The sequence below is a fragment of the Pseudactinotalea terrae genome (assembly GCF_009733845.1).
Classification (GTDB): domain Bacteria; phylum Actinomycetota; class Actinomycetes; order Actinomycetales; family Beutenbergiaceae; genus Pseudactinotalea; species Pseudactinotalea terrae.
Map to the genome: position 1 here is coordinate 276,790 of NZ_WNXZ01000004.1, position 23,628 is coordinate 300,417.

The 23,628-nt window shown below is 71.8% G+C and carries 21 protein-coding genes and 1 riboswitch; of the genes, 9 read left to right on the forward strand and 12 right to left on the reverse strand.

Going from position 1 to position 23,628, the window contains the following annotated elements; all coding sequences use genetic code 11:
• Positions 1–18 precede the first annotated feature (18 nt).
• Complete coding sequence (locus tag GPA03_RS15040; RefSeq protein ID WP_194239529.1) at positions 19–2,067, reverse strand: beta-galactosidase; 2,049 nt, start codon at positions 2,065–2,067, stop codon at positions 19–21.
• Between the two features lie 189 nt (positions 2,068–2,256).
• Here GPA03_RS15040 and GPA03_RS15045 point away from each other — a divergent pair, with 189 nt between their 5' ends.
• The gene (locus tag GPA03_RS15045; protein ID WP_156252842.1) at positions 2,257–3,264 is read left to right on the forward strand and encodes a LacI family DNA-binding transcriptional regulator; all 1,008 of its coding nucleotides are present in this window, start codon (positions 2,257–2,259) and stop codon (positions 3,262–3,264) included.
• A 4-nt stretch (positions 3,265–3,268) separates the two neighbouring features.
• On the opposite strand, the gene GPA03_RS15050 is transcribed toward GPA03_RS15045, so the two are convergent.
• The 5 genes from GPA03_RS15050 to GPA03_RS15070 all read right to left on the reverse strand — a co-directional run bounded on the left by GPA03_RS15050 (position 3,269) and on the right by GPA03_RS15070 (position 7,422).
• Positions 3,269–3,895: an MBL fold metallo-hydrolase gene (locus tag GPA03_RS15050; protein ID WP_156252843.1), complete on the reverse strand. Its 627-nt coding sequence runs from the start codon at positions 3,893–3,895 to the stop codon at positions 3,269–3,271.
• Entirely contained in the window at positions 3,895–4,980 is a 1,086-nt protein-coding gene (locus GPA03_RS15055; protein WP_156252844.1) for an S-(hydroxymethyl)mycothiol dehydrogenase, read from the reverse strand. The genes GPA03_RS15050 and GPA03_RS15055 overlap by 1 nt, the downstream gene beginning before the upstream one ends.
• Positions 4,981–4,984: 4 nt before the next feature.
• Entirely contained in the window at positions 4,985–6,256 is a 1,272-nt protein-coding gene (locus GPA03_RS15060) for an RNA polymerase sigma factor (RefSeq protein ID WP_206673584.1), read from the reverse strand.
• A complete protein-coding gene (locus GPA03_RS15065; RefSeq protein WP_156252845.1) occupies positions 6,257–6,640 on the reverse strand; it encodes a YciI family protein in 384 nt (127 codons plus the stop codon).
• Positions 6,641–6,702: 62 nt separating this feature from the next.
• Complete coding sequence (locus tag GPA03_RS15070) at positions 6,703–7,422, reverse strand: DUF998 domain-containing protein (protein ID WP_156252846.1); 720 nt, start codon at positions 7,420–7,422, stop codon at positions 6,703–6,705.
• A 96-nt stretch (positions 7,423–7,518) separates the two neighbouring features.
• On the opposite strand from GPA03_RS15070, the gene GPA03_RS15075 reads away from it, so the two are divergent.
• Both GPA03_RS15075 and GPA03_RS15080 read left to right on the forward strand, forming a co-directional pair.
• A complete protein-coding gene (locus GPA03_RS15075) occupies positions 7,519–7,920 on the forward strand; it encodes a PIN domain-containing protein (RefSeq protein WP_156252847.1) in 402 nt (133 codons plus the stop codon).
• A gap of 436 nt (positions 7,921–8,356) precedes the next feature.
• Positions 8,357–9,877: an HNH endonuclease signature motif containing protein gene (locus tag GPA03_RS15080; RefSeq protein ID WP_162458390.1), complete on the forward strand. Its 1,521-nt coding sequence runs from the start codon at positions 8,357–8,359 to the stop codon at positions 9,875–9,877.
• Between the two features lie 35 nt (positions 9,878–9,912).
• Here the strand turns inward: GPA03_RS15080 and GPA03_RS15085 are convergent, their stop codons facing one another.
• Both GPA03_RS15085 and GPA03_RS22670 read right to left on the reverse strand, forming a co-directional pair.
• Positions 9,913–10,317: a nitroreductase family deazaflavin-dependent oxidoreductase gene (locus GPA03_RS15085; RefSeq protein WP_206673585.1), complete on the reverse strand. Its 405-nt coding sequence runs from the start codon at positions 10,315–10,317 to the stop codon at positions 9,913–9,915.
• Entirely contained in the window at positions 10,314–10,778 is a 465-nt protein-coding gene (locus GPA03_RS22670) for a hypothetical protein (RefSeq protein ID WP_206673586.1), read from the reverse strand. Before GPA03_RS22670 ends, GPA03_RS15085 begins: the two co-directional genes overlap by 4 nt.
• Positions 10,779–10,900: 122 nt before the next feature.
• Here GPA03_RS22670 and GPA03_RS15095 point away from each other — a divergent pair, with 122 nt between their 5' ends.
• Entirely contained in the window at positions 10,901–11,482 is a 582-nt protein-coding gene (locus GPA03_RS15095; RefSeq protein ID WP_156252849.1) for a TetR/AcrR family transcriptional regulator, read from the forward strand.
• A 21-nt stretch (positions 11,483–11,503) separates the two neighbouring features.
• Here the strand turns inward: GPA03_RS15095 and GPA03_RS15100 are convergent, their stop codons facing one another.
• On the reverse strand, positions 11,504–12,064 hold the full coding sequence (locus tag GPA03_RS15100) for a protein-L-isoaspartate O-methyltransferase family protein (RefSeq protein ID WP_156252850.1): 561 nt from the start codon (positions 12,062–12,064) through the stop codon (positions 11,504–11,506).
• A gap of 98 nt (positions 12,065–12,162) precedes the next feature.
• Positions 12,163–12,264: riboswitch (SAM riboswitch) on the forward strand.
• A gap of 66 nt (positions 12,265–12,330) precedes the next feature.
• Between GPA03_RS15100 and GPA03_RS15105 the strand changes: the two genes are divergently transcribed.
• The 5 genes from GPA03_RS15105 to GPA03_RS15125 all read left to right on the forward strand — a co-directional run bounded on the left by GPA03_RS15105 (position 12,331) and on the right by GPA03_RS15125 (position 18,744).
• A complete protein-coding gene (locus tag GPA03_RS15105; RefSeq protein ID WP_241681322.1) occupies positions 12,331–13,242 on the forward strand; it encodes a methylenetetrahydrofolate reductase in 912 nt (303 codons plus the stop codon).
• A gap of 102 nt (positions 13,243–13,344) precedes the next feature.
• Complete coding sequence (gene metE / locus GPA03_RS15110; protein WP_156252852.1) at positions 13,345–15,684, forward strand: 5-methyltetrahydropteroyltriglutamate--homocysteine S-methyltransferase; 2,340 nt, start codon at positions 13,345–13,347, stop codon at positions 15,682–15,684.
• A 49-nt stretch (positions 15,685–15,733) separates the two neighbouring features.
• The gene (locus tag GPA03_RS22910) at positions 15,734–16,060 is read left to right on the forward strand and encodes a YtxH domain-containing protein (RefSeq protein WP_194239530.1); all 327 of its coding nucleotides are present in this window, start codon (positions 15,734–15,736) and stop codon (positions 16,058–16,060) included.
• Positions 16,061–16,112: 52 nt separating this feature from the next.
• Positions 16,113–17,429 carry an FAD-binding oxidoreductase gene (locus GPA03_RS15120; RefSeq protein ID WP_156252853.1) on the forward strand — a complete coding sequence of 439 codons (1,317 nt, stop codon included), beginning with the start codon at positions 16,113–16,115 and terminating at the stop codon, positions 17,427–17,429.
• Between the two features lies 1 nt (position 17,430).
• Complete coding sequence (locus GPA03_RS15125; RefSeq protein WP_156252854.1) at positions 17,431–18,744, forward strand: APC family permease; 1,314 nt, start codon at positions 17,431–17,433, stop codon at positions 18,742–18,744.
• Here the strand turns inward: GPA03_RS15125 and GPA03_RS15130 are convergent.
• The 3 genes from GPA03_RS15130 to GPA03_RS15140 are packed head-to-tail and all read right to left on the reverse strand — an operon-like array spanning position 18,731 to position 23,553.
• On the reverse strand, positions 18,731–19,228 hold the full coding sequence (locus GPA03_RS15130; RefSeq protein ID WP_156252855.1) for a hypothetical protein: 498 nt from the start codon (positions 19,226–19,228) through the stop codon (positions 18,731–18,733). The genes GPA03_RS15125 and GPA03_RS15130 overlap by 14 nt on opposite strands.
• A gap of 19 nt (positions 19,229–19,247) precedes the next feature.
• A complete protein-coding gene (locus tag GPA03_RS15135) occupies positions 19,248–22,769 on the reverse strand; it encodes a TM0106 family RecB-like putative nuclease (RefSeq protein ID WP_156252856.1) in 3,522 nt (1,173 codons plus the stop codon).
• Positions 22,669–23,553, reverse strand: coding sequence for an HNH endonuclease family protein (locus tag GPA03_RS15140; RefSeq protein WP_156252857.1), 885 nt, complete (start codon positions 23,551–23,553; stop codon positions 22,669–22,671). The genes GPA03_RS15135 and GPA03_RS15140 overlap by 101 nt, the downstream gene beginning before the upstream one ends.
• Positions 23,554–23,628 lie beyond the last annotated feature (75 nt).

The following is a 23,628-nucleotide window of genomic DNA, read 5'->3' on the forward strand; positions in this document are numbered from 1 at the left end:
TCTCAGGTGGTGCCGCCGTCAGGCATGAGCGGCGGCTCGGGTGCGATCGGACGGCAGGCTGGTCACCGCGGCCCGGATGACAGCGACGTCACCCGGGTCCACGGCCAGGATCCCGCCGACCGGTGCGTGGCCGAGCAGAGCGTCGTGACCGTGGACCGGCACGCGCGCTGCTTGGCCTGTGTGGTTGATGACGAAGGTGAAGCTGTGCTCGGCACCCGTGCGGGTGACGACCTCGACGCCCGGCTGGTCGGTGCCGGCCAGACCGGCATCCCGGTAGGCGGGCGCGAGCACGGCGGCGAGCCCGGCCATGTCGGGGCAGGCGCTGACGTACCAGGCGGTCCCTGCGCCGTGCACGTGCCGCGTGACGGCCGGCTCGCCGGGCGCGTAGCCGTCCCGATACGTCCCGACGGCGGTGGCGCCGGTGAGTACGACGGCCTCCTGCCAGACCGTCCCCGGCACGGGCTGCCCCGCCACGTCGATCGTGACGCTCTCGTCCTCGCGCAGCGGCAGGTACTCGTGCACCTGGATCCCGAGCACCTCGGACAACGGTGCCAGGAACCCTCCCTCGTGCACGGCGTCGTGCTCGTCCACCACCGCGCTGAAGCAGCCGACCACGAGCGTGCCGCCGTCCTTCACGTACGCCGTGAGGTTCGCCGCGGCCGCACGGGTGAGCAGGTAGGACGCCGGCGCGAGCACGAGCCGGTAGCCGGACAGGTCGGCGCGCGGGTGGGCGAAGTCGACCGTGAGGCCGTCGCGCCACAGCCGCTCGTACCAGGTCCGGATCCGCTCCTCCGGGTCGAGCCCGACGCTCGGGCGCCACGGCAGCCGCTGCGCCCAGTGGGACTCGGCGTCCCACAGGATCGCGACGTCGGCCTGCACGCGGGTGCCGGCGACCTCGCCGAGGTGGTCCAGCTGCGCGCCGAGCTGCACGACTTCGCGCCAGGTCCGGGTGTCGCGACCGGCGTGGGGCAGCATCGCGGAGTGGAACTTCTCGGCCCCCACCCGGGAGGCGCGCCACTGGAAGTACATGACCGAGTCCGAGCCACGCGCTACGTGCGCAAGCGAGTTCCGGCGCATCTCACCCGGCTGCTTGGCCACGTTGCGGGGTTGCCAGTTGACACCGGAGGTGGAGTGCTCGAGCAGCAGCCACGGCCGGCCGCCCGCGAACGACCGGCTGAGGTCGGCGGCCATCGCGAGGCCGATCTCCGGCTCGGCATCGGCGGCCGTGAGGTAGTGGTCGTTGCTGACCACGTCGACCTCGGCTGCCCACGCCCACAGGTCGGTCGTGGGGCAGCTGCCCGCCATGAAGTTGGTGGTGATCGGCTGGGCCGCGTGCGCACGGATCGCGTCCCGCTCCGCCAGGTAGCAGGCGCGTAGCTGGTGATCGGTGAAGCGGTGGAAGTCGAGCTGCTGGGAGGGGTTCGGCGCCGACGGCGTGGGCCCGGGCAGGTCGACGTGCTCCCAGTCGGTGTACTGCTGCCCCCAGAACGCTGTGCCCCAGGCGGTGTTGAGCTCCTCGAGCGAGCCGTAGCGGTCCTGAAGCCAGCCGCGGAACGCTGCCCGGGCGTGGGAGGAGAAGTCCTCGCCCACGGGTGCGCCGTACTCGTTGTGCACGTGCCACAGCACCACGGCAGGGTGGTCCGCGTACCGCCGCGCGAGCGCGCCTGCGATACCGACGGCGGCCCGCCGGTACTCCGGTGAGCTCGGCGAGGCCATTCCCCGCGAGCCGAACCCGAGCGGCACACCCTCACGCGTGACCACACGGGCGCCCGGGTAGGTGGCGAAGAACCACGCAGGAGGGGACGCCGTCGGGGTCCCGAGATCGATCGCGATGCCCGCCTCGTGCAGGAGATCGATCACGGTGTCCAGCTGGTCGAAGTCGTAGACACCCTCGCGGGGTTCGACGACGGCCCAGCTCCACAGCCCGATCGTCACCATGCTGACGCCGGCCTCCCGCATGAGCGCGATGTCCTCGCGCCACTTCTCGAGCGACCACTGCTCGGGGTTGTAGTCGCCGCCGAAGGCGATACGACTCCGCATCCGAGGGTGCGGCCAGCCGTCGGTCATGACACTCCGTTGGGTCGTGGGTAGTGGGTCGTTCGTCGTCCCAGCCCAACTGGGACCGGTCACAGTCTTACCCACGAGAGCGATCGAGCAACACCGCAGAACATGATCGTTATGGGACTGTGACCGTGCACAGTTGGCTCAAGCGTCGATGCGTGCGTGAACGCGGCCGGGCCGTTCTAGAGTCAGCGGGTGGAGCAGCGCCGACGACCGACGATCCGCGATGTCGCGGCCGCAGCAGGCGTCTCGCGCGGCACGGTCTCGCGCGCGCTGAACGGTGATCGATGGGTCTCGCCCGCGGCGCTGGCTGCCGTCGAGCGCGCCGTCAAGGAGACCGGCTATCGCGTCAACCAACATGCACGCAGCCTCGCCACCGGGCGTGCGAACTCGCTGGCGTTCTTGCTGACCGAACCGCAGCACCTTCTCTTCGCGGACCCGAACTTCGCCTCGTTGCTCCGTGGCGCGGCGGATGCGCTCGCCCAGCGAGGGCAGACGTTGATCATGCTGGTGGCCGGCACGCCCGCCGAGCGTGAGCACGTGGTCAGCTACCTGGCGGCCGGTCACGTCGACGGCGTGCTGCTGATCTCCTCGCACGAGAACGAGCCGCTGGTGGAGAGCCTGCTGACCGAGCAGATCCCGGTGGTCGCCTGCGGGGTGCCGCTCGGCCACGCGCGTGACGTCGCCTGGGTCTCGGTGGACGAGGAGCACGCGGCCCGGACCATGGTGGCTCACCTGCGTTCACGGGGGCGTGAGCGGATCGGGTGCATCGTCGGCCCGCTCGACACCCCCGGTGGCCGGTTCCGGCTCGACGGCTACCGAGCCGAGGTCGCCGAGCTCGAGCTCGGCGAGGACCACATCGCCTACGGCGACTACTCGGTGGCCTCAGGTCGGCGCGCCATGATCGAGCTCCTCGACCGTGCCCCCGACCTCGATGCGGTCTTCGCGGCCAACGACCTCATGGCCACGGGTGCGCTCGCGGTGCTGCGGGAGGCCGGGCGGCGGGTGCCGGAGGACGTGGCGGTCGGCGGTTTCGACGACACCGCCGCGGCCGCCGAGGCCAGTCCACCGATGACGACGATGCGACAACCCTTCGGGGCCATCAGCGCCGAGATGGTCTCGGTGCTGCTGAGCATGGTCGAGGGTGGTCGGCCCAAGTTCGTGACCCTGCCGGCCGAGCTCGTGGTGCGCGAGTCGACCTGACGGGTCAGTGCCCCCGGTCGATCCACTCCTGGCGGTGCGGTGCCTCGGCGCCGATGCTCGTGTCGTCTCCGTGGCCGGTGTGGACCACCGTCTCGGGCGGCAGCGTGAGCAGCCGCCCGGTGATCGAGTCGATGATCGTGGGGAAGTCGGAGTAGGAGCGGCCGGTCGCGCCGGGCCCGCCGTTGAACAGCGTGTCGCCCGTGAAGACCCGGTGCAGCGCCGGCAGGTGGAAGCACACGGCGCCCGGGCTGTGGCCGGGAGTGTGCAGGACCACGAGCTCCTCACCGGCCACGGTGAAGCGCTGCCCGTCGGTGAGCTCGCCGTCGGGGGCGACGTCGTGCACCACGTCCCACAGCATCCGGTCCTCGGGGTGCAGCCAGATCTCCGACTCGGTGGTCTCAGCCAGCTGCCGGGCGGCACCGATGTGGTCGTCGTGAGCGTGCGTGAGGAGGATCCCGGCAACGTCTCGCTCACCCACGGCCGCCAGGATCGCCGTCGCGTCATGCGCGGCGTCGATGATGACGCACTCGGTCTCGTCCCCGACCACCCAGACGTTGTTGTCGACGTCCCAGGTTCCGCCGTCGAGCGAGAAGGTGCCCGAGGTGACGACGCGTTCGACGCGGAGGGTCATCAGATCATCACCACCGAACGCAGCACCGCACCGTCGTGCATCTTGGTGAAGGCTGCCTCGACGTCGCCAAGACCGATCCTCTCGGTGACGAACTTCTCCAGCGGCAGGCGACCCTGCAGGTACAGGTCGATCAGCATCGGGAAGTCGCGGCTCGGCAGGCAGTCGCCGTACCAGGAGGACTTCAGCGAGCCGCCGCGGCCGAACACGTCGATCAACGGGAGCTCGATCGTCATCGTCGGGTTCGGCACGCCGACCAGCACGACCGTGCCCGCGAGGTCGCGTGCGTAGAAGGCCTGCTCGTAGGTCTTCGGGATGCCGACGGCGTCGATCACCACATCTGCGCCGTTGCCGTCTGTCAGCGCCTGGATGGCTTCGACCGGGTCGGTCTGACCGGAGTTGACGGTGTGCGTGGCACCCATCTCGGTCGCCCACTCGAGCTTGGTGTCGTCGAGGTCGACGGCGATGATCGTGGCTGCGCCCGCGAGCCGGGAGCCCATGATCGCGGCGTCACCGACGCCGCCGCAGCCGAAGACCGCCACGCTGTCGCCGCGGCCCACGCCGCCGGTGTTGATGGCGGCGCCGATGCCGGCCATCACCCCGCAGCCCAGCAGGCCGGCGACCTCGGCAGCCGCGTCAGGATCCACCTTCGTGCACTGGCCCGCGTGCACCAGTGTCTTCTCGATGAAGGCGCCGATGCCGAGCGCGGGGGAGAGCTCGGTGCCGTCCTCGAGCGTCATCTTCTGCGCCGCGTTGTGCGTGTTGAAGCAGTACCACGGGCGACCGCGAAGGCATGCGCGGCACTGACCGCAGACCGCGCGCCAGTTGAGGATCACGTAGTCACCGACGGCGACCTCCGTGACGCCGTCGCCGATCGTCTCCACCACGCCCGCCGCCTCGTGGCCGAGCAGGAAGGGGAACTCATCGTTGATGCCGCCGTCGCGGTAGTGAAGGTCGGTGTGGCACACGCCGCACGCCTGCACCTTGACGATCACCTCGCCCGGGCCCGGGTCGGGGACGACGATCGGGACGACCTCGACCGGGGCGCCCTTGGCTCGGGCGATGACGCCCTGGACAGTCTGTGGCATGCCCTCAACCTAGCCGAGACGCCTCTCTCGCGCGGCGCTCGAGGAGGGTGCGCTCGGCGAGGTTGCTGGTCGCCCGCGCAGCTCGGCAGAAAGCCTCCGCAGCCGCTGCGTGCCGGCCCGCTGACTCGAGGAGCTCACCTTCGACGGCCGAGCGCTGCGGGTAGTCGACGAGTTCGTCTGGGGGCACCGTGGCCAGGATCGCGAGCCCGGCCTCGGGACCGTGCGCCTGCCCGTGCGCCGCCGCGCGGTTGATCGTGACCACGGGGTTCGGCCAGAGCCGGGCGAGCACGTCGTACAGGGCCGCGATCTGCCGCCAGTCGGTCTCCGCCGTGCTCGGCGCCACCGCGTGGCAGCCGGCGATCGCCGCCTGCACGCCGTACCGCCCGACCGTGCCGAGATCCTGCACCCTGGCCAGGGCTGCGAGACCGCGGGTGATGTGCCCGCGGTCCCACCGCCGTCGATCCTGGTGCTGGAGCAGAACGGGTGCGCCGCTCGCGTCGATCCTTGCTCGCCCGCGCGCCTCGGTGAGCTCCAGCAGCGCGAGCAGACCGTGCACCTCGGCGACGTCCGGCAGCAGCGCGGCGGTCCGGCGCGCCAGCCGCAGCGCCTCATGGCTGAGCTCGGGGCGCATCCAGTCGTCGCCGGCGGTGGCGCTGTAACCCTCGTTGAACACGAGGTAGATCACCTCGAGCACGGAGTCCAGCCGTGGCGCCAGGTCGACGGCGGTGGGCAGCTCCAGCTGGATCCCGCGGTCGCGCAGTGCCTTCTTCGCGCGAGAGACGCGCTGGCCCGCGGCACTGCTGGGGATGAGGAACGCGCGGGCGATCTCGTCGGTGCTCAGCCCACCGAGGCAGCGCAGGGTGAGCGTGACCCGGTACTCGCGCTTGAGGGCGGGGTGGCAGGCGGCGAACAGGAGCGCGAGCTCGTCGTCACCGACGGCATCGTCAAGGCGGCTCTCGATCTCGTCGCGCTCACCGGTGTGGGTCTCGGCTCGCGCACCGAGGGTCTGCATCGTGCGGTGGTGCAGGGCATCACGGCGGGACCGGTCGATCGCGCGGCGCTTCGCCGTCGTCATCAGCCATCCTCCTGGGTTGGGTGGTGGGCCCGTGGTGGGCCACTGCTCCAGGGCCGTCACGAGTGCGTCCTGGGCGAGCTCCTCGGCGAGCGAGAGGTCGCCCGTGTACCGGGCGAGCGCCGCGATCAACCTGGCGGACTCGATCCTCCAGATCGCCTCGACGGCGGCTCGCCCGGCCTCGGCCAGGCTCGGGTCGGACACTCAGCTCGTGGGCTCGGCCGGTGGGGCGAAGTCCTCCGGGCCCATGATCTTGAGGACGCGTGCCGCGCCGGTCCACTCCGGCCAGTGCTCGTGGTGCAGGGCCATGAAGCGACGTGTCCACTCCACCGCCTCCTCCTTGGTGCGCGTGTCGTAGAGCGCGTAGCTGATCATCTCCTTCGACTCGGCGAAGGGGCCGTCGGTGATCCGGACGCCGTCGGCGTCGGCGGTGACCAGGGCGCCCGTGGCGCTCGGCGCGAGACCGGCGTTGTCGAGCATGACGCCTGCCCTGACGGCCTCTTCTCCGAGCTGCATGATCCCTTCCATGAGGGCTGCAGGCGGGGCGGTGGCGGGGGCGGTGCCCTCGAGGACGACGAGATAACGCATGGTGAGTCTCCTTCGGTGATGGGGGAATTGTGTCGGGGGTCGGGGATGCGTCGTGCTGCTTCTCAGCCGTCCGTGCTGGGCATCTGGCGGTAGCGGTGCACCGCCAGCACGCTGAGCAGCGTCATCACGGCGACCACGGCGACGACGAAGGCGATGATCCCGGCCCCGCCCAACGCCGTGGAGGCCATCCCGGCGAACGCGAGGAAGAACGCCACGGCGATGACCCTGGTCCAGGCGGCCAGGCTCGAGAAGCCCTCCCGGGAGAGGCGACGGGCGAGCACGAGCAGCCCCGCCGTCAGGCACGAGAAGCCGATGGCGCCCGCCCCCAGGTGGATGAGCCCGCTCGTGCTGATGGCCGCGGGCGAGGGGACCCCGACCGGGAACCCGGCTGCCGGGTCGACCTTGACGATGCCGGCCGCGATCATGCTCACGCCGAAGGCGCCGACCAGGATCGGTGACCACCGTGCGGCCGGTCCGTGCCCGAGCGCGCGGGCGAGCCCGACGGCGAACGCGATCAGCATCGCGCCGGTCAGCACGAAGTTGACGACCTGGATCCAGCCGGGGCCACCGAGCGCGAGCTGGCTCCACGCGTGCCGGGTGAGATCGAAGCCGTCGCGCAGGACTGCCTGGGCGAGCGATGCCACGACGTAGATCGGACCAGCGATCACGCCGTAGCCGAGCAGGGACTTGGTGACGCGGTCGGCGGTCAGCGCCTCCCGGGTGCTGACGGTGCCGGCACGGGTCGGGATCAGCGGGCGAGCGGTGCGGGTCGAGGTGGACATGATGCGCCTCCGAGCGGCTGGTACCCCGGCGGTTCCGGGGCGACTCACTCCTCCGACGAACGGGTCGCGCCGTTTTTGCAGTGGCACGATCGAGACATGTCCAGATACGTCATCGACGCCGCTGTCGCGATCCGACTCGCCCGCGAGGGTCTGCGACCGGACCGGCACCATCAGCTCGTGGCGCCGAACCTGCTGCGCTCGCAGGTGCTGAGCGAGATGTACAGGGGCGTGCGCGCCGGCGAGATCGAGGAGGCCGAGGCCAGGGCCGTGCTCGACCACGTCACCACGACGAAGATCCGACTCCTCGGGGACCGCGTCTCGCGGGCGACGGCGTGGAAGATCGCCGCCGACCTCGGCTGGGACGACACCCCGGTGGCCGAGTACCTCGCGGTGACGCGCCTGCAGGCCGACGCGTTCGTGACTCTCGACGGCGATCTCGCCCGCCTGGCGGCCGATGTCGTCCCGCTCGCCCCGTACGAGGTGCTTGCGACGGCCTGAGCTCTCGCGACGGCCCGAGCGAGGTCTCACGACTGTCTCCGCAGGGTGGGGCGTGAGGTCGACGCCCACCCGTGGTCACCCGCGCGAGAGGTTTGCTCCCTGGCCCGGTCGTCCCCGTTCCACCCCGGTCGACGGCGGTGCGCGGCCCGGTTCGCACCGCTGGCCACCCCTGCCACTGCTGCCTCACGTGCCGCTCCCCTCCCGTGGTCACCCCGTCGAGCACGGACGCGCACCGCGGTGGCGCCCTCCGAGGACGCCAGGCTCACCCCCTTTTCCTGCTGATCCGAAGCCGTTGGCCTTCGGCGGCAGTCCTCCCGTGATCACCCGGAGCACGAGGCGCCCCTCGGACGCGTCTGCCACGTGCGATCACCCACTGTTGATCCCGCGGACCGTCCCGGCAGGGTGGTGTGTCGGTGGTGCGTGGTTGAGTTCTCGTATGGATGTTCTACCTCTTGGTCTGGTCGGTGACGGGGCGCTGCGTGCTGCCGTGGCCGCTGATCGTGAGGTGACGCGCATGGAGGGTGCTCGGCTCGATCATCTGGCGCAGTACCTGGCCGAGGCCCGGCAGGGCTACGTGGCGCCGCCGGTGGTGCTGCCCGGTGAGGAGCTGTTGCTGCGGCTGGGTGGGGTGGGGACCCCGGAGGTGGCCGAGTTCACCGTGTGCGAGGTAGCCGGGGCGCTGGGACTGTCGCAGGCCGCCGCGACGGGGTTGTGCGCCGATGTGCTGGACCTCAGCTCGCGGTTGCGGCAGGTCGCAGGGTGCGTGCGCGATGGGTCGTTGCCGTTCGTGCGGGCGCGGATGATCGCCCGCCGCACCCGCGACCTCACGGTCGCCGAGTGCGAGCTGGTGCAAGCCCGGTTGCTGCAGCTGCGGGACACCGGACGCGGGCCGATGCCGGTGGCGGCGCTGGTACCGATGGGCCGGTTGCGGCACATGGTCGATCAGGCCGTGCTGACCGTGCGCGGACCCGACACCGTGGAGCAGGCCGAGGCCAAGGGCGCCGCCTCCCTTCATGTCGAGGTCGTGCACGAAGCCGGAGGCGCCACCGACCTCGCCGCCCGCCTCGCCACCGCCGATGCCGCCCGCCTCGACGCCCGGCTGGACGAGATCGCTGGCTGGCTGACCGACCTCGGTGACGGTCGTCCGAAGACGATCCTGCGCGCCGTCGCCCTGGGGCTGCTCGCCGACCCCGACCTCCTTACCGCGCTGACCGAGATGCGCGACTACCACCGCAACGCCATGGCCGAGGGCCGCGCGCCCGACGCGATCGCGAACCAGGCGGGCGCTGCGGCGGTGACGCCCGCGGCTCCCGCTGCTGGGGTGGCGGGGTTGCCGGCAGGTGTGCTGGAGAAGCTCGCCAAGATGCGGTCCACGGTCCTGTACCTGCACCTGGACCGGGCGTCTGGGACCTGGTGCGAAGAGGGCGCCGGAGTGCTTAGCAAGGAGCAGGCGCGCCAGATCGTGGGCCATTCCCAGGTCACGATCAGGCCGGTGCTGGACCTGTCCGAACCGCTCGCCTACACCGGGTACGTGGCGCCGCCCAAGCTGAAGCGACAGCTCGCCCTGCTCAACGCCGGCTACTGCACGTTCCCGCACTGCCACCGTCGCGCCATGGTCAGCGATGTCGATCACCAGCACCCCTACGCCGACGGCGGCCCGACCGCCTCGCTCAACACCCACCGACTGTGCCGCAAGCACCACCGCGCCAAGGACCAAGGCCGCTGGCGAGTCGTCCAACCCGCGCCCGGGATCTGGATCTGGTCCTCCCCCGCCGGAGCGGTCTGGCTCGTCACCAACGGCACCACCACACCACTGAACGGGATCTTCGTCACGCCTGCCGCTCGCGGCCTCGGTGAGCCGGGGCCAGGCGCCGGCCACGACCCCGGAAATCTGAGGGGATGGCCGCTCACAGCCGAGGAGTACGACGTCACCCACGGCTTCGTCGACACCGGATGACCCATCGGGTCACCCCGCCGGGTTGATCGAGGCGATCAGGTCCGGTCCATGCGAAAGACCGGATGGTGTCCGGCGACCTGGTGGAGATCGGAGACCGATGCCTCGCGGCGCACGCCGACGTGAGGGCGTGCGCCTGGTGCGATGGCCAGATAGCGGCGCAGGATCGGTGCGCGCTCACCGACGGGCACGAGCGTGAGCCGAACACGCCGGTCGCGACCGCGGCGTCGGATGCGGGCACGGCCGCCCAGGTCGACGATCACGATCGGCACGGCATGCGTACGGCCGGACCGCCGGCCTGGCACCAGGAGCACGGCCGCCTGGTGGGGTGTGCCCCAGCCCCGCGAGTAGAGCGCTACGTCGAGGGCAATCCACCACCGCATCAGCCGGCCGGGACGGCCACCGGCGTACAGCGCGCGCTTCAGTGCGGCGAACCGGCTCAAGCGCGAGCGTCCCGTCGCCACAGCTTGACGACCGCCACGACCCCGGGCAGCACCGGGAGCAGCAGCAGCCAACCCATCACGGGCGCCAGTCCGACCTCGCCCGAGGTATCGACCGTCGTCAGCCCCGCCAGCGCGATGGCGACAGCGGCCACCAGCGCCACCGTCGCCAACCATGCCGACCAGGCCTTGCCGGATCGGGCCGCCCAGATCGTGCTGAGCCAGCCCAGGGCACCGAGTCCGGTGACCGTCAACAGGATCGCGACGTACGCCTGCACGCCTGCCTCGACCTCTCGGGCGCCGAAGGTCGGATAGGTCGCGCGCAGGTGATCGGCGAGCACCTGGGTCGTGGACACGTCGATCAGCGCATAGGCGCCGACCGCGAGGGTCAGGGCGAGCCCGGCCCACAGGGCAGGCAAGGCGCGGCGCTGGCGCGGGGCAGTCGGGTGAGTCGTCGTGGTCATGTGGACCTCCGTCCCTGGTGGTTTAGACAGTGACTGTCTGCTTGCACTTCACTGTGCCATCGCGATTGCCAGCGAGTCAATGCCATTCAGAGAGTTACTTCCTGCTTGCTACGATGGGCGACATGGCAGGTCTCCGCGAGCAGTGGCGCCACGCTGCGATGCGCACCATCCAGGAACGTGCGCTCGACCTGTTCGACGAGCGAGGGTTCGACGCCGTCACGATCGAGCAGGTCGCGGCGGCAGCCGAGGTGTCGCCGTCGTCGGTGTACCGCTACTTCGGGACGAAGGAAGGACTCCTCGTCGCCGATGACTTCGACACCCTCACCGATGAGCAGCTCGCGTCACTGGTGGACCCGACCGACCCGATCGGGAGCCTCCTCGGCTCGGTGCTCAGGTACGAGGACCCCGGTCAGGAGGAGGCCGGCGAACCGACATCGCGCCGTCGGGTGCGCTACTTCTTCAGCGAGCCTTCGGTGCGCGCCGCCGTGCTCGCCACGCTCGACCGCGCTGCCAAGCGCCTCGCACCGCTGCTCGTTGCCGAGCGCACGCTCAGTCCCACCCAGGCGCACGTCGTGACGCATGCGCTCGCCTTCGGGTATTTCGCGGCCCTCGAGCGCTGGTTCGACGAAGGCAGCACCCGCCCGATCGCCGACTACGTCGACGAAGGGATGGGACCGCTGCGGTCCATCTGGCCGAGCGGCTGACGGTCGTCAGCGTCGCCGGGCTCATCGCAGCGGCACGAACCGATAGCTCCCGTGCTCGGTGACCTCGTCGACCCCGCCCCGGCGGTCGACGAGGGTCATCGTGCCGCGCACGGGAACCACGAGCCGGGCGTCGTCGGCGAGGGAGCCCAACAGGTCGCGCGGGATCTCGCGCGCCTCCGCGGATACGAGGATCCGGTCGTACGGGCCGTGCTCCGGGATCCCGACGACGCCCGGCCGGGCGGCCTCGATGCTCGCCCAGGGCCACTCGCCCTTGGCGAGGTTGGTCTGCCCCCAGGTGACGAGCGCGGGCTCGAGCTCGACCCCGCGGACGCGGCCGGTGGGCCCCACCAGCTCGGCGAGCAACGCCGTCGTCCACCCCGAGCCGGAGCCGACATCGAGCACCGAGTCACCCAGCTGCGGATCCAGCAGCGCGAGCATGTCGCGCACGGTGCGCGGCTGCGAGCACGTCTGCTCGTGGCCGATCTGGATGGGACCGTCGAAGGCCGCGCGAACCCGCGCGCCCTCAGGAAGGAACCACGACCGCCGGGCGGCGGCGAACGCGGCGTCGAGGCGATCACCCATCGGTCCACCCAAGCATGCGACCGCGCGTCGCGTCTCGACATGTGGTCCAGATGATGAGCGAGCATGACCGCCAGGCGGGCAGCTCCTACGCTTGCCACATCCCATCCAGAGCGGCCGAGAGTCCTGGCTCGTCGACGCCGCAGCAACCCCCAGTGGCAGGCCTGCCGAGGGAAGGGTGCTAACGCCAGGACCGATGGAGTCCCCATGGCCACCACTGTCTGCCTCGTCCGCGAGGCCCCCCGATGAGCACGGCTAGCCTCTTCTCCGTGCCCGCCGTCAGCCCGACCGTCTCGTTCGAGCTGTACCCGCCGCGCACCCCGCGCGGTGCCGAGACGCTGCCCGCGACGGTCGCGCGGCTCGCCGCCGTGCAGCCCGAGTTCTTCTCGGTCACCTACGGCGCGAGCGGGAGGACGGCCGAGACCTCCGGAGCGTTGCTCGCCCACATCCTCGAGCACACCAGCGTGGCGCCGATCGCCCACCTCACGTGCGTGGGGGCCTCGGAGCAGCACCTCGACGAGGTGGTCACCGGCCTCATCAGGATCGGCGTGCGCGACTTCCTCGCGCTGCGCGGCGACCCGCCCGAGGGGGAGCCGGACTGGCGCCCGCACCCCGCGGGGTACACGACGGCGAGCGAGCTCGTCGCGCTGCTGCGCCGGGTCGAGGCGCGCGAGCTCGCGGGCAGCGAGGACACGGCGAGCCCGCTGAGCATCGCGGTCGCGGCCTATCCGGGCGGCAGCTACGACGAGGCCGGCCGCCCGCTGATCGAGCCTCACACGATCCAGGCGTTGCGGGCCAAGCAGGATGCCGGTGCCGACTATGCGATCACGCAGGTCTTCTACGAACCCGCCAGCTATGCGGCGTTCGTGCAGGCCGCGCGGGATGCCGGCATCCACATCCCGATCGTGCCTGGCATCATCCCGCTGACCGATCCACGGCGACTGCGCCGGCTGGAGTCGCTCACCGGGGTGCCGGTGCCGCAGTCACTGCTCGATCACCTCGACTCGGCGACGGACCCCGAGGAGCGGTACGCCCGCGGTCTCGCCGCGGGGGCCGCGCTGGTGCGGGGCGTCCTCGACGCCGGTGCCCCAGGCCTGCACGTCTACACCTTCAACTCGGCGGGCCCCTCACTGGACCTGCTCGCCGCCGCCGGCATCCGCACCGCCGCCGACACCCACTGAGCCCTGCCTGCCCGGGCCCGGTGCCCTCGGGCTCCGGTCACCACCCCGTTCGGCATGCCTTGACGACACCTTCCGCGCACTCGAGCACCTGGAGATCCACCGATGAGCACGCCCACTGCCGCCCCGTTCCCCGCCGCCACGATCCTCGGCTACCCCCGCATCGGGCCCCGGCGCGAGCTGAAGCGCGCGATCGAGTCGTACTGGGCCGGTCGCTCCGACGCCGCCACGCTCACGAGGGCGGCAGCAGACCTCCGCCGCCGGAACCGGACCCGGCTCGCCGAGCTGGGGCTCCGCACCGACGACGCCTCGATCCCTTCGGACTTCACCTTCTACGACCAGGTGTGGTCGATCGCGGCGCAGATCGGTGCGATCCCGAAGCGGTTCGAGCACCTGCGTGCCAGCAGGGACGGCGTGCTCGGCTCCCTCGACCTGGCCGGCCACTTCACGGCCGCCCGCGGCGAGGGCGATCTCGCTCCGCTGGAGATGACCAAGTGGTTCGACTCCAACTATCACTACCTCGTTCCCGAGATCGGGCCGGACACCGACTTCCGGCTGGTCGAGACCGCGTCCGTGGCGTACTTCTCCGAGGCCCTGGCCGACGGCGTGCTGACGCGGCCCGCGCTCGTGGGTCCCGTGACCTTCCTCCTCCTCGCGAAGGCGGCCGACGACGCACCGGAAGGCTTCGACCCCTTGAGCAGGCTCGACGACGTCGTCGCGGTCTACACCGAGCTGCTCGCCGCGTTCGCACGGGCCGGTGCGACCTGGGTGCAACTGGACGAGCCCGCCCTGGTCTCGGACACCTGGGACACCCCGCGCGAGGAGGTGAAGGCCGCGGTGCGGCGCGCCTACTCGGTGCTCACCGAGCCGCCCGTCACCTCGGGCGGCCGACCGGGCCTGTTCGTCGCAGCCCCGTACAACCGGATCGGCTGTGCCATCCGGGACCTCGCGACCGCCGGGGTCGAGGCGATCGGCGTCGACCTGGTGCGCGGCGAGATCCCGGACGGCGACGTCGAGGGGATCGGTGACGTCACGCTCGTCGCCGGCGTGGTCGACGGGCACAACGTCTGGCGCACCGATCTCGACGCGGCGCAGCGCACCCTCGCCTCGCTCGCTCCCGTCGGCGCCAAGCACGTGACGATCTCGACCTCGACCTCGCTGCTGCACGTGCCGCACACCACGACCGACGAGCCGGACCTGCCGACCGAGCTGCGCTCCTGGCTCGCCTTCGCCGACGAGAAGGTCGGCGAGGTGCTCGCCCTCGCCGCGGGCGAGGAGGCGGCGCCCGAGCTGTTCGAGACCAACCGGGCTGCCATGACCAGCCGAGCGGGCGCCGTCGGCGTCTCGGTCGATGCGGTGCGCGAGCGCACGGCCGCGCTCACCGAGGCGGACTTCAGCCGGGGCGACTATGCGACCCGGGTCGCGGCGCAGGACGAGGTGCTCGATCTGCCGCCGCTGCCGACCACCACGATCGGGTCGTTCCCCCAGACCGGCGACCTGCGGCTCGCGCGTGCTCGCCTGCGCAAGGGTGAGATCGACGAGCCGACCTACGCCGAGGCGATGAAGGCCGAGATCCGCGAGGTGATCGCGCTGCAGGAACGCCTCGGCCTCGACGTCCTCGTGCACGGGGAGCCCGAGCGCAACGACATGGTGCAGTACTTCGCCGAGCACCTCGACGGGTTTGCGACCACCCAGAACGGGTGGGTCCAGTCCTACGGGTCGAGGTGCACGCGCCCCTCGATCCTGTGGGGTGACGTGTCGCGGCCCGCGCCGATCACGCCTGCCTGGTCGAGCTACGCCGCCTCGCTCACCGACGCACCCGTCAAGGGCATGCTCACGGGGCCGGTGACGATCCTCGCCTGGTCGTTCGTGCGCGACGACATACCGCTCGCCGAGGCCGCGAACCAGGTGGCGCTGGCGCTGCGGGACGAGATCGCCGACCTGCAGGCCGTCGGCATCGGGATCATCCAGGTCGACGAGCCCGCGCTGCGCGAGCTGCTGCCGCTGCGCCGCGAGCAGCAGCAGGCCTACCTCGACTGGTCGGTGCGATCGTTCCGGCTCGCGACCTCGGGGGCGAGCGATGCCACCCAGATCCACACGCACCTGTGCTACTCGGAGTTTGGCGAGATCATCGATGCGATCGACGGCCTCGACGCCGACGTCACCTCGATCGAGGCCGCACGCTCGCGCATGGAGATCCTCGCCGATATCGCCGGCTCGGGGTTCGAGCGCGGCATCGGGCCGGGCGTGTACGACATCCACTCGCCCAGGGTTCCCTCCACCGCTGAGATCACCGAGCTGCTGAGGGCGGCGCTCACCTCCATCGGTGCGCGGCGGCTCTGGGTGAACCCCGACTGCGGGCTCAAGACCCGTGGCTACGAGGAGACCGTCGCGAGCCTGGAGCACCTCGTCGCGGCGGCCCGCACGGTCCGCGCCGCGGGCTGAGCGTGCGCGTGCGAGACTGGGAGCCGCACCACGACCCGGGAGGTTCACCATGAAGGGCAAGGCGGCATTCATCGTCGGAGCGGCCGTGGGCTACGTGCTCGGCACCCGCGCCGGTCGCGACCAGTTCGAGAAGATCAAGGCGAGCGCGAGGTCGGCGCTCGAGCACCCGGCGGTCAAGGACAAGGTCGCGCAGGCCGAGGAGAAGATCAACGACGTCGTGCGCGAGCAGGGTGCCAAGGTCACCGACCAGGTCGCGAGCATGGTCAAGGAGCGCTTCGCCGGTGGCGGCTCCGGCGGATCCGCCGCGCCCTCGGCCGGGACCGCTGACGAGCCCTCCAACGGTCCGACGAGCACCTGGGACACGCCACGCGGCTGACCGGGCGCTGAACTCCTGGCCCGTGTCGGGGGCCAGTTGTAGCGTTTCGGGAATGAGCGAACCCGACCTCGCCAGCATCCGCGGCCGTGTGCTCCGACCGGGCGATCCCGACTTCGGGAAGCACAGCCAGGCTCATCAGCTCGCCGTGCAGCAGAATCCCGCCGCCGTGGTCGACGCCACCTCGGTCGACGACCTGCGTGCGGTGCTCGATGCTGCGCGCGCGGCCGGTCTCACCGTCGCCACCCAGGCACACGGCCATGGCGCCAGCGAGGATCTCACCGGGTCGATCCTCGTCCGCCTCGGTGCATTCGACCGGATCGAGGTCGACGAGGCGACCGCGACAGCGGTCGTCGGGGCCGGCGTGACGTCGGAGGCGCTGCTGACGCGACTGGCCGGCACGGGTCTGGTGCCGGCCATCGGTACCAGCGCCGACGTGTCGCTGGTGCCGCTCGTGCTCGGCGGCGGCCACGGCTGGCTCGCGCGACAGGTCGGGCTCTCCGCCCAGACGGTGAGGCGGGTCGAGCTGCTGCGACCGAGCGGCGAGCACGGCTGGGTCGACGACGAGAGCGACGCCGATCTCATGCGTGTGCTGCGCGGGGCAGGCGGCCTCGTCGGGATCGTGACGGCGGTCGAGGTCGATCTCGTGCGCGCGCCAGCGCTCGCCGCCGGTACCGCCACCTTCCCGACCGAGGCCGGGCCGGCGACGTGGCGCGCCGTGCGCGACGCCGATGTCCCGGCCTCTCTCAACATCTTCCTCAGCTCGGTGCGTATGCCCGACCTGCCGTTCCTGCCCGAGGCGATCCGCGGGCGCAGCTGGTTCGCCGTGCAGGCACTGAGCCTCGACGGCGATCTCGGGGTGCTCGACCCGGGCATCGTCGGGGGCGCCACGGCCAGCGCCTTCGGACCGATCGATGTCGCGGAGATCCCGGCGATCACGCAGGACCCCCGTGATGCGGGCGCCAGCGCCACCGTGGGCGTCGCCCTCGCCGAGCTGCCCGACGAGGCGATCGACGCCGTGCTCGCCTGGCACGGCAGCGAGGCCGGCCGACCGGCCGTGCTGCTCGGGGCCAGGCTGCTCGGTGGTGCGCTCGACGTGGAACGCCGCGGCAGCGTGACGACGCTCGCGGGCGCCCGGTGGCTGCTGAGCGCGATCCTGCCGTTGCCGCCCGGTGCCGACCCGGCTGCCGCCCAGGCCGTGGCCGCCCAGCTCCTCGAGATCCTCCGGCCCTGGACCGTGCCGGGGCTGCCGCCCACCTTCCTCGGAGCGCACCAACGCCTCGATGCCGCCCTGGCGCCCGATGAGCTGTCGCTGGTGCGAGCCACCCGAGAACGGCTCGATGCCGCTGTCATCCGGCCGGTGAGGCTCTGACATGGCCGACGCCGGGAAGGTCACGCTCCGCCGCGGCATCACCGGCGGGCTGCTGTTCGTGTTCATCCTCGGCGACGTGCTGGGCGCAGGTGTCTACGCGCTGATGGGTGAGCTCGCCGGGGAGGCCGGCGGGATGACCTGGGTGCCGGTGCTGATCGCGCTCGGGATGGCATTGCTGACCGCCGGCTCGTACGCCGAGCTGGTCACCAAGTACCCGAAGGCCGGCGGTGCGGCTGTGTTCGCCAAGCGCGCGTACCGGCGGCCCATCGTGGCCTTCCTTGTCGGCTACTGCATGCTGTGCGCCGGCATCGTCTCGGTGGCGGGGTTGGCGGTCGCGTTCGCGGGCGACTACCTCACCGAGCTGGTCGCGCTGCCGGTGGCGCTGGTGGCGCCGGTGTTCCTGCTCCTGATCGCAGCCGTGAACCTGCGCGGCATCAAGGAGTCGGTCGGCTCGAATGTCGTGATGACCGCGATCGAGGTCAGCGGGCTGGTGCTCGTCGTGGTGGTGTCGGCGGTCGCGCTGGCCGGCGGTCTGGGCGATCTCGGACGCCTGACCGAACCCCCGGTCGACGGGCCCGTCTTCGCCCTTCTCGGCGCGGCGCTGCTCGCGTTCTACAGCTTCGTCGGGTTCGAGACCTCGGCCAACGTCGCCGAGGAGGTCAAGGACATCAGCAAGGTCTATCCGCGTGCGCTGTTCGGCTCGCTCGCCGCCGCCGGTGCGATCTACCTGCTCATCGCGGTCGGCTCCTCCTCGCTGCTGGCCCCCGAGGAGCTCAGCGACTCCTCGGCACCGCTGCTCGACGTGCTGGGCGCCTCCGGTGTGCAGATCCCCGGCTGGTTGTTCGCGCTGGTGGCCCTGGTCGCGATAGCCAACGGAGCCCTGCTCACCTCGATCATGAGCTCGCGGCTCGCGTACGGCATGGCGGAGCAGCGGCTCCTCCCTGCCGTACTCGCACGGTTGCTGCCCGGTCGCCGGACGCCGTGGGTCGCGATCGCGGTCACCACCGGGCTGTCGGCCGTGCTGGCGGTCTTCGGCACGCTGCAGCTGCTGGCCGAGACCGTGGTGCTGTTCCTGCTGGTCGTGTTCCTGTCGACGAACGGTGCCGCGCTCGTGCTCCGCAAGGACCGGGTGGAGCACGAGCACTTCCGTGTCCCGGTGGTCATCCCTGTCCTCGGCATCGTCAGCTGTGTGGTGCTCGCGACGCAGCAGGCGTTGCCGGTGTGGACGCTGGGCGGCGCTCTGCTGGTGGTGGGTGTGCTGATCTACCTGCTCATGCGCCGCGCGGGTCGACAGGACGCCGTCAGCGCGGCTTGAACGCCGTGAGCCGCTGCTTCGCGAGAAGCGCCTCGACCTGCTCGATCTGCTCCTCGACGTCGGCCTGCCAGCGGGTGAGCTGGTCGGTGTCGAGCTCGAGCTCGACCGCCCACTCGCGCATGGTTCGCCAGCCCGACCGCTTGCCGCGCAAGCCTGATGCGAGGAGCTCGAGCTCGAGCAGCGGCGTCAGCGGTGAGGTCTGGAACAGGCGGCCGTTGAGCTTGAGCCGGCCGACGAGCTCCCCGAGCGTGGTGGCGGTGGCCTTCCACCGGCTCACCGACAGCCCGTCCGAGGCCATCACCTCGAGGATCCAGTCACGCTCCCGGGTCAGTGCCTCGGCCAGCTGTGCCGTCACGGCGGCCAGCTCGCCGTCGTAGCTGTCGGCCATCCGCCGGAGCCGGCCGATCATGGCGCGCGCTGCGGCGGCGTGATCGCTGAGGTAGATCTCAACGAGCTCGTTGTCGGTGGTGCGGTCCCCGGTCATGATGGCTCCTCACGCCTCATCACACGATAGGCGCTCGCACCTCGCGGGAGGCGTGTTCACCGATCCGGAGAAACGCCGCGAGATCGGCGAGCTCGCGGGGTGCGGTGGGCATGGTGCGGGTCAGCGCGGGGGAGCGGACGATCACAGCGGCCCACTGGCCGCGCGAGAGCGCGACGTTGATGCGGTTGCGATCGAGCAGGAAGCGGAGCCCGCGGGCGGCCTCGCGCGCGGTGGACGCGGCCAGCGACAGCACCACGACCGCCGCCTCCTGTCCCTGGAACCGGTCGACCGTGCCGACAGGCACCGCCGTGAGGCCCGCGGCGTCGAGCTGCTCGCGGATGGTCTGGACCTGCGCGTTGTAGGCGGCGACCACGATCACGTCGCGTTGGGTCAGCGGCCGTTGCCCACGCTCGTCGGTCCACGCACGCCCGAGCAGTCCTTGGATCTGGGCCACGACCGCGGCTGCTTCCTCGGGCGAGCGCGCGAGGTTGCCGTGGTGCTCCACGAGCACCTCGTGCACGCCGGGCGCGAAGCCCTCCAGGGAGCGCGCCGCCGCGGGCGGGGCGCTGTGGAGGCGGCCGGCGTAGGACAGCTCGGACACGGCGGTGCACAGCTCGGGATGCATCCGCCAGGTGCGGTCGAGGAAGAAGCCCCGGTGGGCGGGCAGCACGTCAGCACCGTCCATCAACCAGCCCAGTGCGGATCGATCGACGGGCGCGGGGTGGCGGCCCTGGCTCACCTGCGGGAGCTGCTGCGGGTCACCGAGCAGCAGCAGCCGGCGGGCTGCCGTCCCTGCTGCGAGCGTGTTGGCCAACGCGTACTGACCGGCCTCCTCGATCACCAGCAGGTCGAGCGAAGCCACCGGCACCCGGTTGCGGTTCGCGAAGTCCCACGTGGTGCCGCCGAGCACGCAGCCGCCCTCGGAACCGTTCACGAAGTCGAGGTGGCCGGTTCCGCTGAGTCGGCGCCAGTCGCCGCCGCCACCTCGCTTGGCCACCAGCTCGGCCGGGACACCCGCCGCCAGCACCCTCTCGAGCATGTGCTCCACCACGGTGTGGGACGCCGCCACGACGCCGACCCGCCAGCCGTGCTCGCGGACCAGCCGGGCCACCACCTCCGCGCCGAGCATCGTCTTCCCGGTCCCGGGTGGGCCCTGCACGGCCACGTAGGAGTCGTCGGAGTCGAGCAGCGCCGCCGTGACATCGGCAGGCAGCCGCCCGCCCTTCTGGCGGGGTGGGGTGCGCCGCAGCAGGTCGAGCGCAGCGCCGGCGACGGGCTCGCTGTCACCGAGGACGCCGCGCGCCACGGCGCCGATCGCCTCGACGAGGGTGCTGGTGCGCGGCGGTGCGCCGGGCGCCACGAGCATCGGCATCAGCGAATGGGGCTGCACATCCTGGTCCAGCCGCTCCCGGACCTCGAGCACGTCGAGGCCGCTCTCGGTACGCGCACGGGAGAGCAGCGCGGCATAGCTGGTGGCGCGGGCCTGACCGGCGCGGGCGCTCATCCCGTGCGGCAGCGGCGGCCGGTACACGCAGAACACCTCGGCGCCCGCGTCGATCGAGCTGCCGGCGCCGAGCCGGCCCTCGAGCGCTAGCTTGCGTCGCCACCGCCCGGTCGGCCCCAGCTCCCAGGGACCGGCCTCGGCGTGGTGGACGTCGAGAACGTCGCGCTCGTCGAACCAGTCCGGTGCCCCGGCGTCGAGGCGTGCCCGGTGCGCCTTCCAGAACGGCTCGTCCTCGTTGCGGTGGTAGGTGAGCGCCGCGGCGAGCAGCGGCAGCGCCGGATCGGGGTTGTCCTCGCTGCGCGCGCGCACCCGCCGGGCCAGCACGTCGTTCTCCCGCAGCCGCACCCCGCGCTCGGGCTCCGGCAGCAGGGCCGGCTCTTCGACCGCGTCGAGCTCCATCAGCGGGTCGCCGCCGAGGGCTGCCACCGCATGGGCGACCGCCTCCTGCAGGCCCTCCCGGTGCGCCTCGTCGCGGAGGTCCAGCAGCCAGTTCCGCAGCCTCAGCGTGGACTCGCAGTCGTACCGGTTGTACTCCGCGAGCGCCTGGAGCCGCTCCTGCCAGCCGGCGACATCGCCCGCATCGCGCAGCGCCGTGGCCTCCGCATACGCCACCACCGAGGCGCCGCCGTCGGTCACGCCGTCGACGTCGCGCAGGTGCTCGCCCATGTAGAAGGGCTCGAGCTTCTTGATCGAGTACGACCGTTGCGAGACGTGCACGCCTCGCTTGACGGTCTCGTACAGGTCGACGAAGGTCTCGAGCGCATCCTCGATCTCCTCGCGTGGCACGCGGTGCCGCGCGCCGAGCGCCCGGAGGGCGGCGGGCTCGTAGAACGCGTAGTGGTAGACGTGCATGCCCGGATGCTCGGCGCGCCGCTCCCGGAGGTAGTCGAGGAAGTCGAGCAGCGCCTGCTTCTCCGAGGGCCGGTCGTGCGCCCAGAACGTGACGTATCTGCCCTCGGGGGCGGCCTGGTGGGGGTTCTCGAGGATCCCGAACAGGTACTCGAGCCCCCACTCGTCGCGGTTGTCGTCGACCCACATCGGGTCGCCCTCGAAGTCGAAGAACAGGTCCCCGGGGTCGGGTGCCGGCAACGCGTCCAGGGGGGCGAGCGAGTGCACGCGTGCCGAGATCGCCGGGGTGGTCCCGGCCGCCTCCGCCCGTTCCTGGGCCACCTGCATCCGGGCCTGCGTCCGGTACCGCTCGAGCGCGGCCGGGTTGACGCCCTCGAGGCTCCCCTCGGAGTCGGCGAGCGCGTCGATCGTGGTGATCCCCGCGGCGCGCAGGGCCTCGCGCGTGCGGGCGCGCAGACCCCAGACGAGCCGGACGTCACGCGCTGCGTCGATCGCATCGGCGCAGTAGTCGCACCACCCGCAGGCGGTGATCCGGTCATCGCCCCAGGCGACCTGGTGCTCGCCCGCGGCGTGCTGCTCGAGGAGGACATCGACCCGCGAGCGCACCTCGCCGAGCACGGCGAGGCTGTCACGCGTGCTGTGGTCGGTGACGGCGTCGTTGCCGAGGTGCAGGTGGGTCAGCGGCGTGACCGGCACGCCCGCCCGCAGCAGCTGATCGGCGTAGGCGGCCACCTGCAGGATCGCCGTGCCCTTCGCGCGGCGGGCGAGCTTGGCATCGACGACGGCGTATCTCGGCCGGCCGGCCTCATCCTCGCCTTCGCGGACGAGGAAGTCGGCGCGGCCGTGGAACTGGCCGTCGAAGAACCCGCCCTGGGCGACCACGGGCGCGCCGGAGACCAGCGCGGCGATCGTGGCATCGTGCTGGCGCCGCAGCTCCTCGCGGGTCCACTCCGCGACCGGCTCGATCTCGAGGACACCCGCACCGAACCGCTCGCGCAACATCTCGAGCACGCGCTCCTCGTGGACATCGCCGAGGGCGGCCGCACGATCGCGCATCGCGTTCTCGGTCACCAGCCGGGGCGCGCGCTCAAGGACCTCGTCCACGCGGCGCAGCAGCGCGTACTCGCAGGTGAGCGCGACGGTGAGGTCGGTGGCCGAGATGACGATGTCGTCGTCGAGTGCGAACACGGCCGCTCCTTCCTCTGGTCGTCGTGCTCACCGGGTGGGCCCGGGTGTCGCTCGTGACATTAACGCCCAGGGCTGACAGCCCGGCAGCAGCGGGCTGCGGCGGGCAGCGTGCGAGAGCGTTCGAGAGCGCCGCGACCTCCTCGCTGGTGACGCCGATCCCGTAGCTCGACTTCACCAGGACCTGCTGCACCGCGTAGGCGCAGTGGAAGCCCTGGTTCGGCGGCAGCCAGCCGGCCGCGTCGGCTGCGCTCTTGTCCTGGTTGACCGCGGCCTCGGTCGGCACGAGGTTCGCCGGGTCGTTGGCGAAGGCGAGCGCGAGGTCGGCCGGCCAGTCGGCGGCACCCTTGCGCCACGCGTCCGCCAGCGCCACCACGTGGTCGATCTGCACCTCGGCGCTGGTCTCCGGCCCCCGGACGAAGTCGACGAGGTGCCCGGTGTACGGGTCGCGCAGCGTCCCCGACGCGATCAGGCACGGCCGGGTCGGGTCGGCGGCGATATCGGTCAGCCACGCCGCCAGCACGTCGTTCCGGGTGTCGCAGCCGTTGCCGTCGACATCGGCCCACGGCTGCCCGAAGAACTCCCGCTGGTAGCCCTCGAGCGGCAGCGGCTCGGTGACCCGCACGGCCTGCAGCGCAGCCCGCGCCGCCGACACCCTGGCGGCGTCGACAGGTGTGGCCGGGACCGGCCGCACCCGAGCCCACCACAACGGCACCACGCACACCACGGCGGTCGCGAGCGCGGCGAGCACCAGCAGCGTCGTCAGCTGTCTCAACCGGGTCCGCATGCCGCCAGGGTGACGTGGCTACGCGCGGGCGCACCGCCGTCGGGCACCCCTGCTGTGGACGGCGGTGCATCGGCG

Excerpts from the sequence above, each read along its gene's own strand:
- GPA03_RS22670 (WP_206673586.1), bottom strand. The coding sequence starts at position 10,778 with ATGACCACGACGACTCACCCGACTGCCCCGCGCCAGCGCCGCGCCTTG.
- GPA03_RS15050 (WP_156252843.1), bottom strand. The coding sequence starts at position 3,895 with ATGACCCTCCGCGTCGAACGCGTCGTCACCTCGGGCACCTTCTCGCTC.
- GPA03_RS15130 (WP_156252855.1), bottom strand. The coding sequence starts at position 19,228 with ATGACCGGGGACCGCACCACCGACAACGAGCTCGTTGAGATCTACCTC.
- GPA03_RS15120 (WP_156252853.1), top strand. The coding sequence starts at position 16,113 with ATGAGCGAACCCGACCTCGCCAGCATCCGCGGCCGTGTGCTCCGACCG.
- GPA03_RS15100 (WP_156252850.1), bottom strand. The coding sequence starts at position 12,064 with ATGGGTGATCGCCTCGACGCCGCGTTCGCCGCCGCCCGGCGGTCGTGG.
- GPA03_RS15095 (WP_156252849.1), top strand. The coding sequence starts at position 10,901 with ATGGCAGGTCTCCGCGAGCAGTGGCGCCACGCTGCGATGCGCACCATC.
- GPA03_RS15040 (WP_194239529.1), bottom strand. The coding sequence starts at position 2,067 with ATGACCGACGGCTGGCCGCACCCTCGGATGCGGAGTCGTATCGCCTTC.
- GPA03_RS15140 (WP_156252857.1), bottom strand. The coding sequence starts at position 23,553 with ATGCGGACCCGGTTGAGACAGCTGACGACGCTGCTGGTGCTCGCCGCG.
- GPA03_RS15055 (WP_156252844.1), bottom strand. The coding sequence starts at position 4,980 with ATGCCACAGACTGTCCAGGGCGTCATCGCCCGAGCCAAGGGCGCCCCG.
- GPA03_RS15125 (WP_156252854.1), top strand. The coding sequence starts at position 17,431 with ATGGCCGACGCCGGGAAGGTCACGCTCCGCCGCGGCATCACCGGCGGG.
- metE (WP_156252852.1), top strand. The coding sequence starts at position 13,345 with ATGAGCACGCCCACTGCCGCCCCGTTCCCCGCCGCCACGATCCTCGGC.
- GPA03_RS15070 (WP_156252846.1), bottom strand. The coding sequence starts at position 7,422 with ATGTCCACCTCGACCCGCACCGCTCGCCCGCTGATCCCGACCCGTGCC.
- GPA03_RS15075 (WP_156252847.1), top strand. The coding sequence starts at position 7,519 with ATGTCCAGATACGTCATCGACGCCGCTGTCGCGATCCGACTCGCCCGC.
- GPA03_RS15065 (WP_156252845.1), bottom strand. The coding sequence starts at position 6,640 with ATGCGTTATCTCGTCGTCCTCGAGGGCACCGCCCCCGCCACCGCCCCG.
- GPA03_RS22910 (WP_194239530.1), top strand. The coding sequence starts at position 15,734 with ATGAAGGGCAAGGCGGCATTCATCGTCGGAGCGGCCGTGGGCTACGTG.
- GPA03_RS15080 (WP_162458390.1), top strand. The coding sequence starts at position 8,357 with ATGGATGTTCTACCTCTTGGTCTGGTCGGTGACGGGGCGCTGCGTGCT.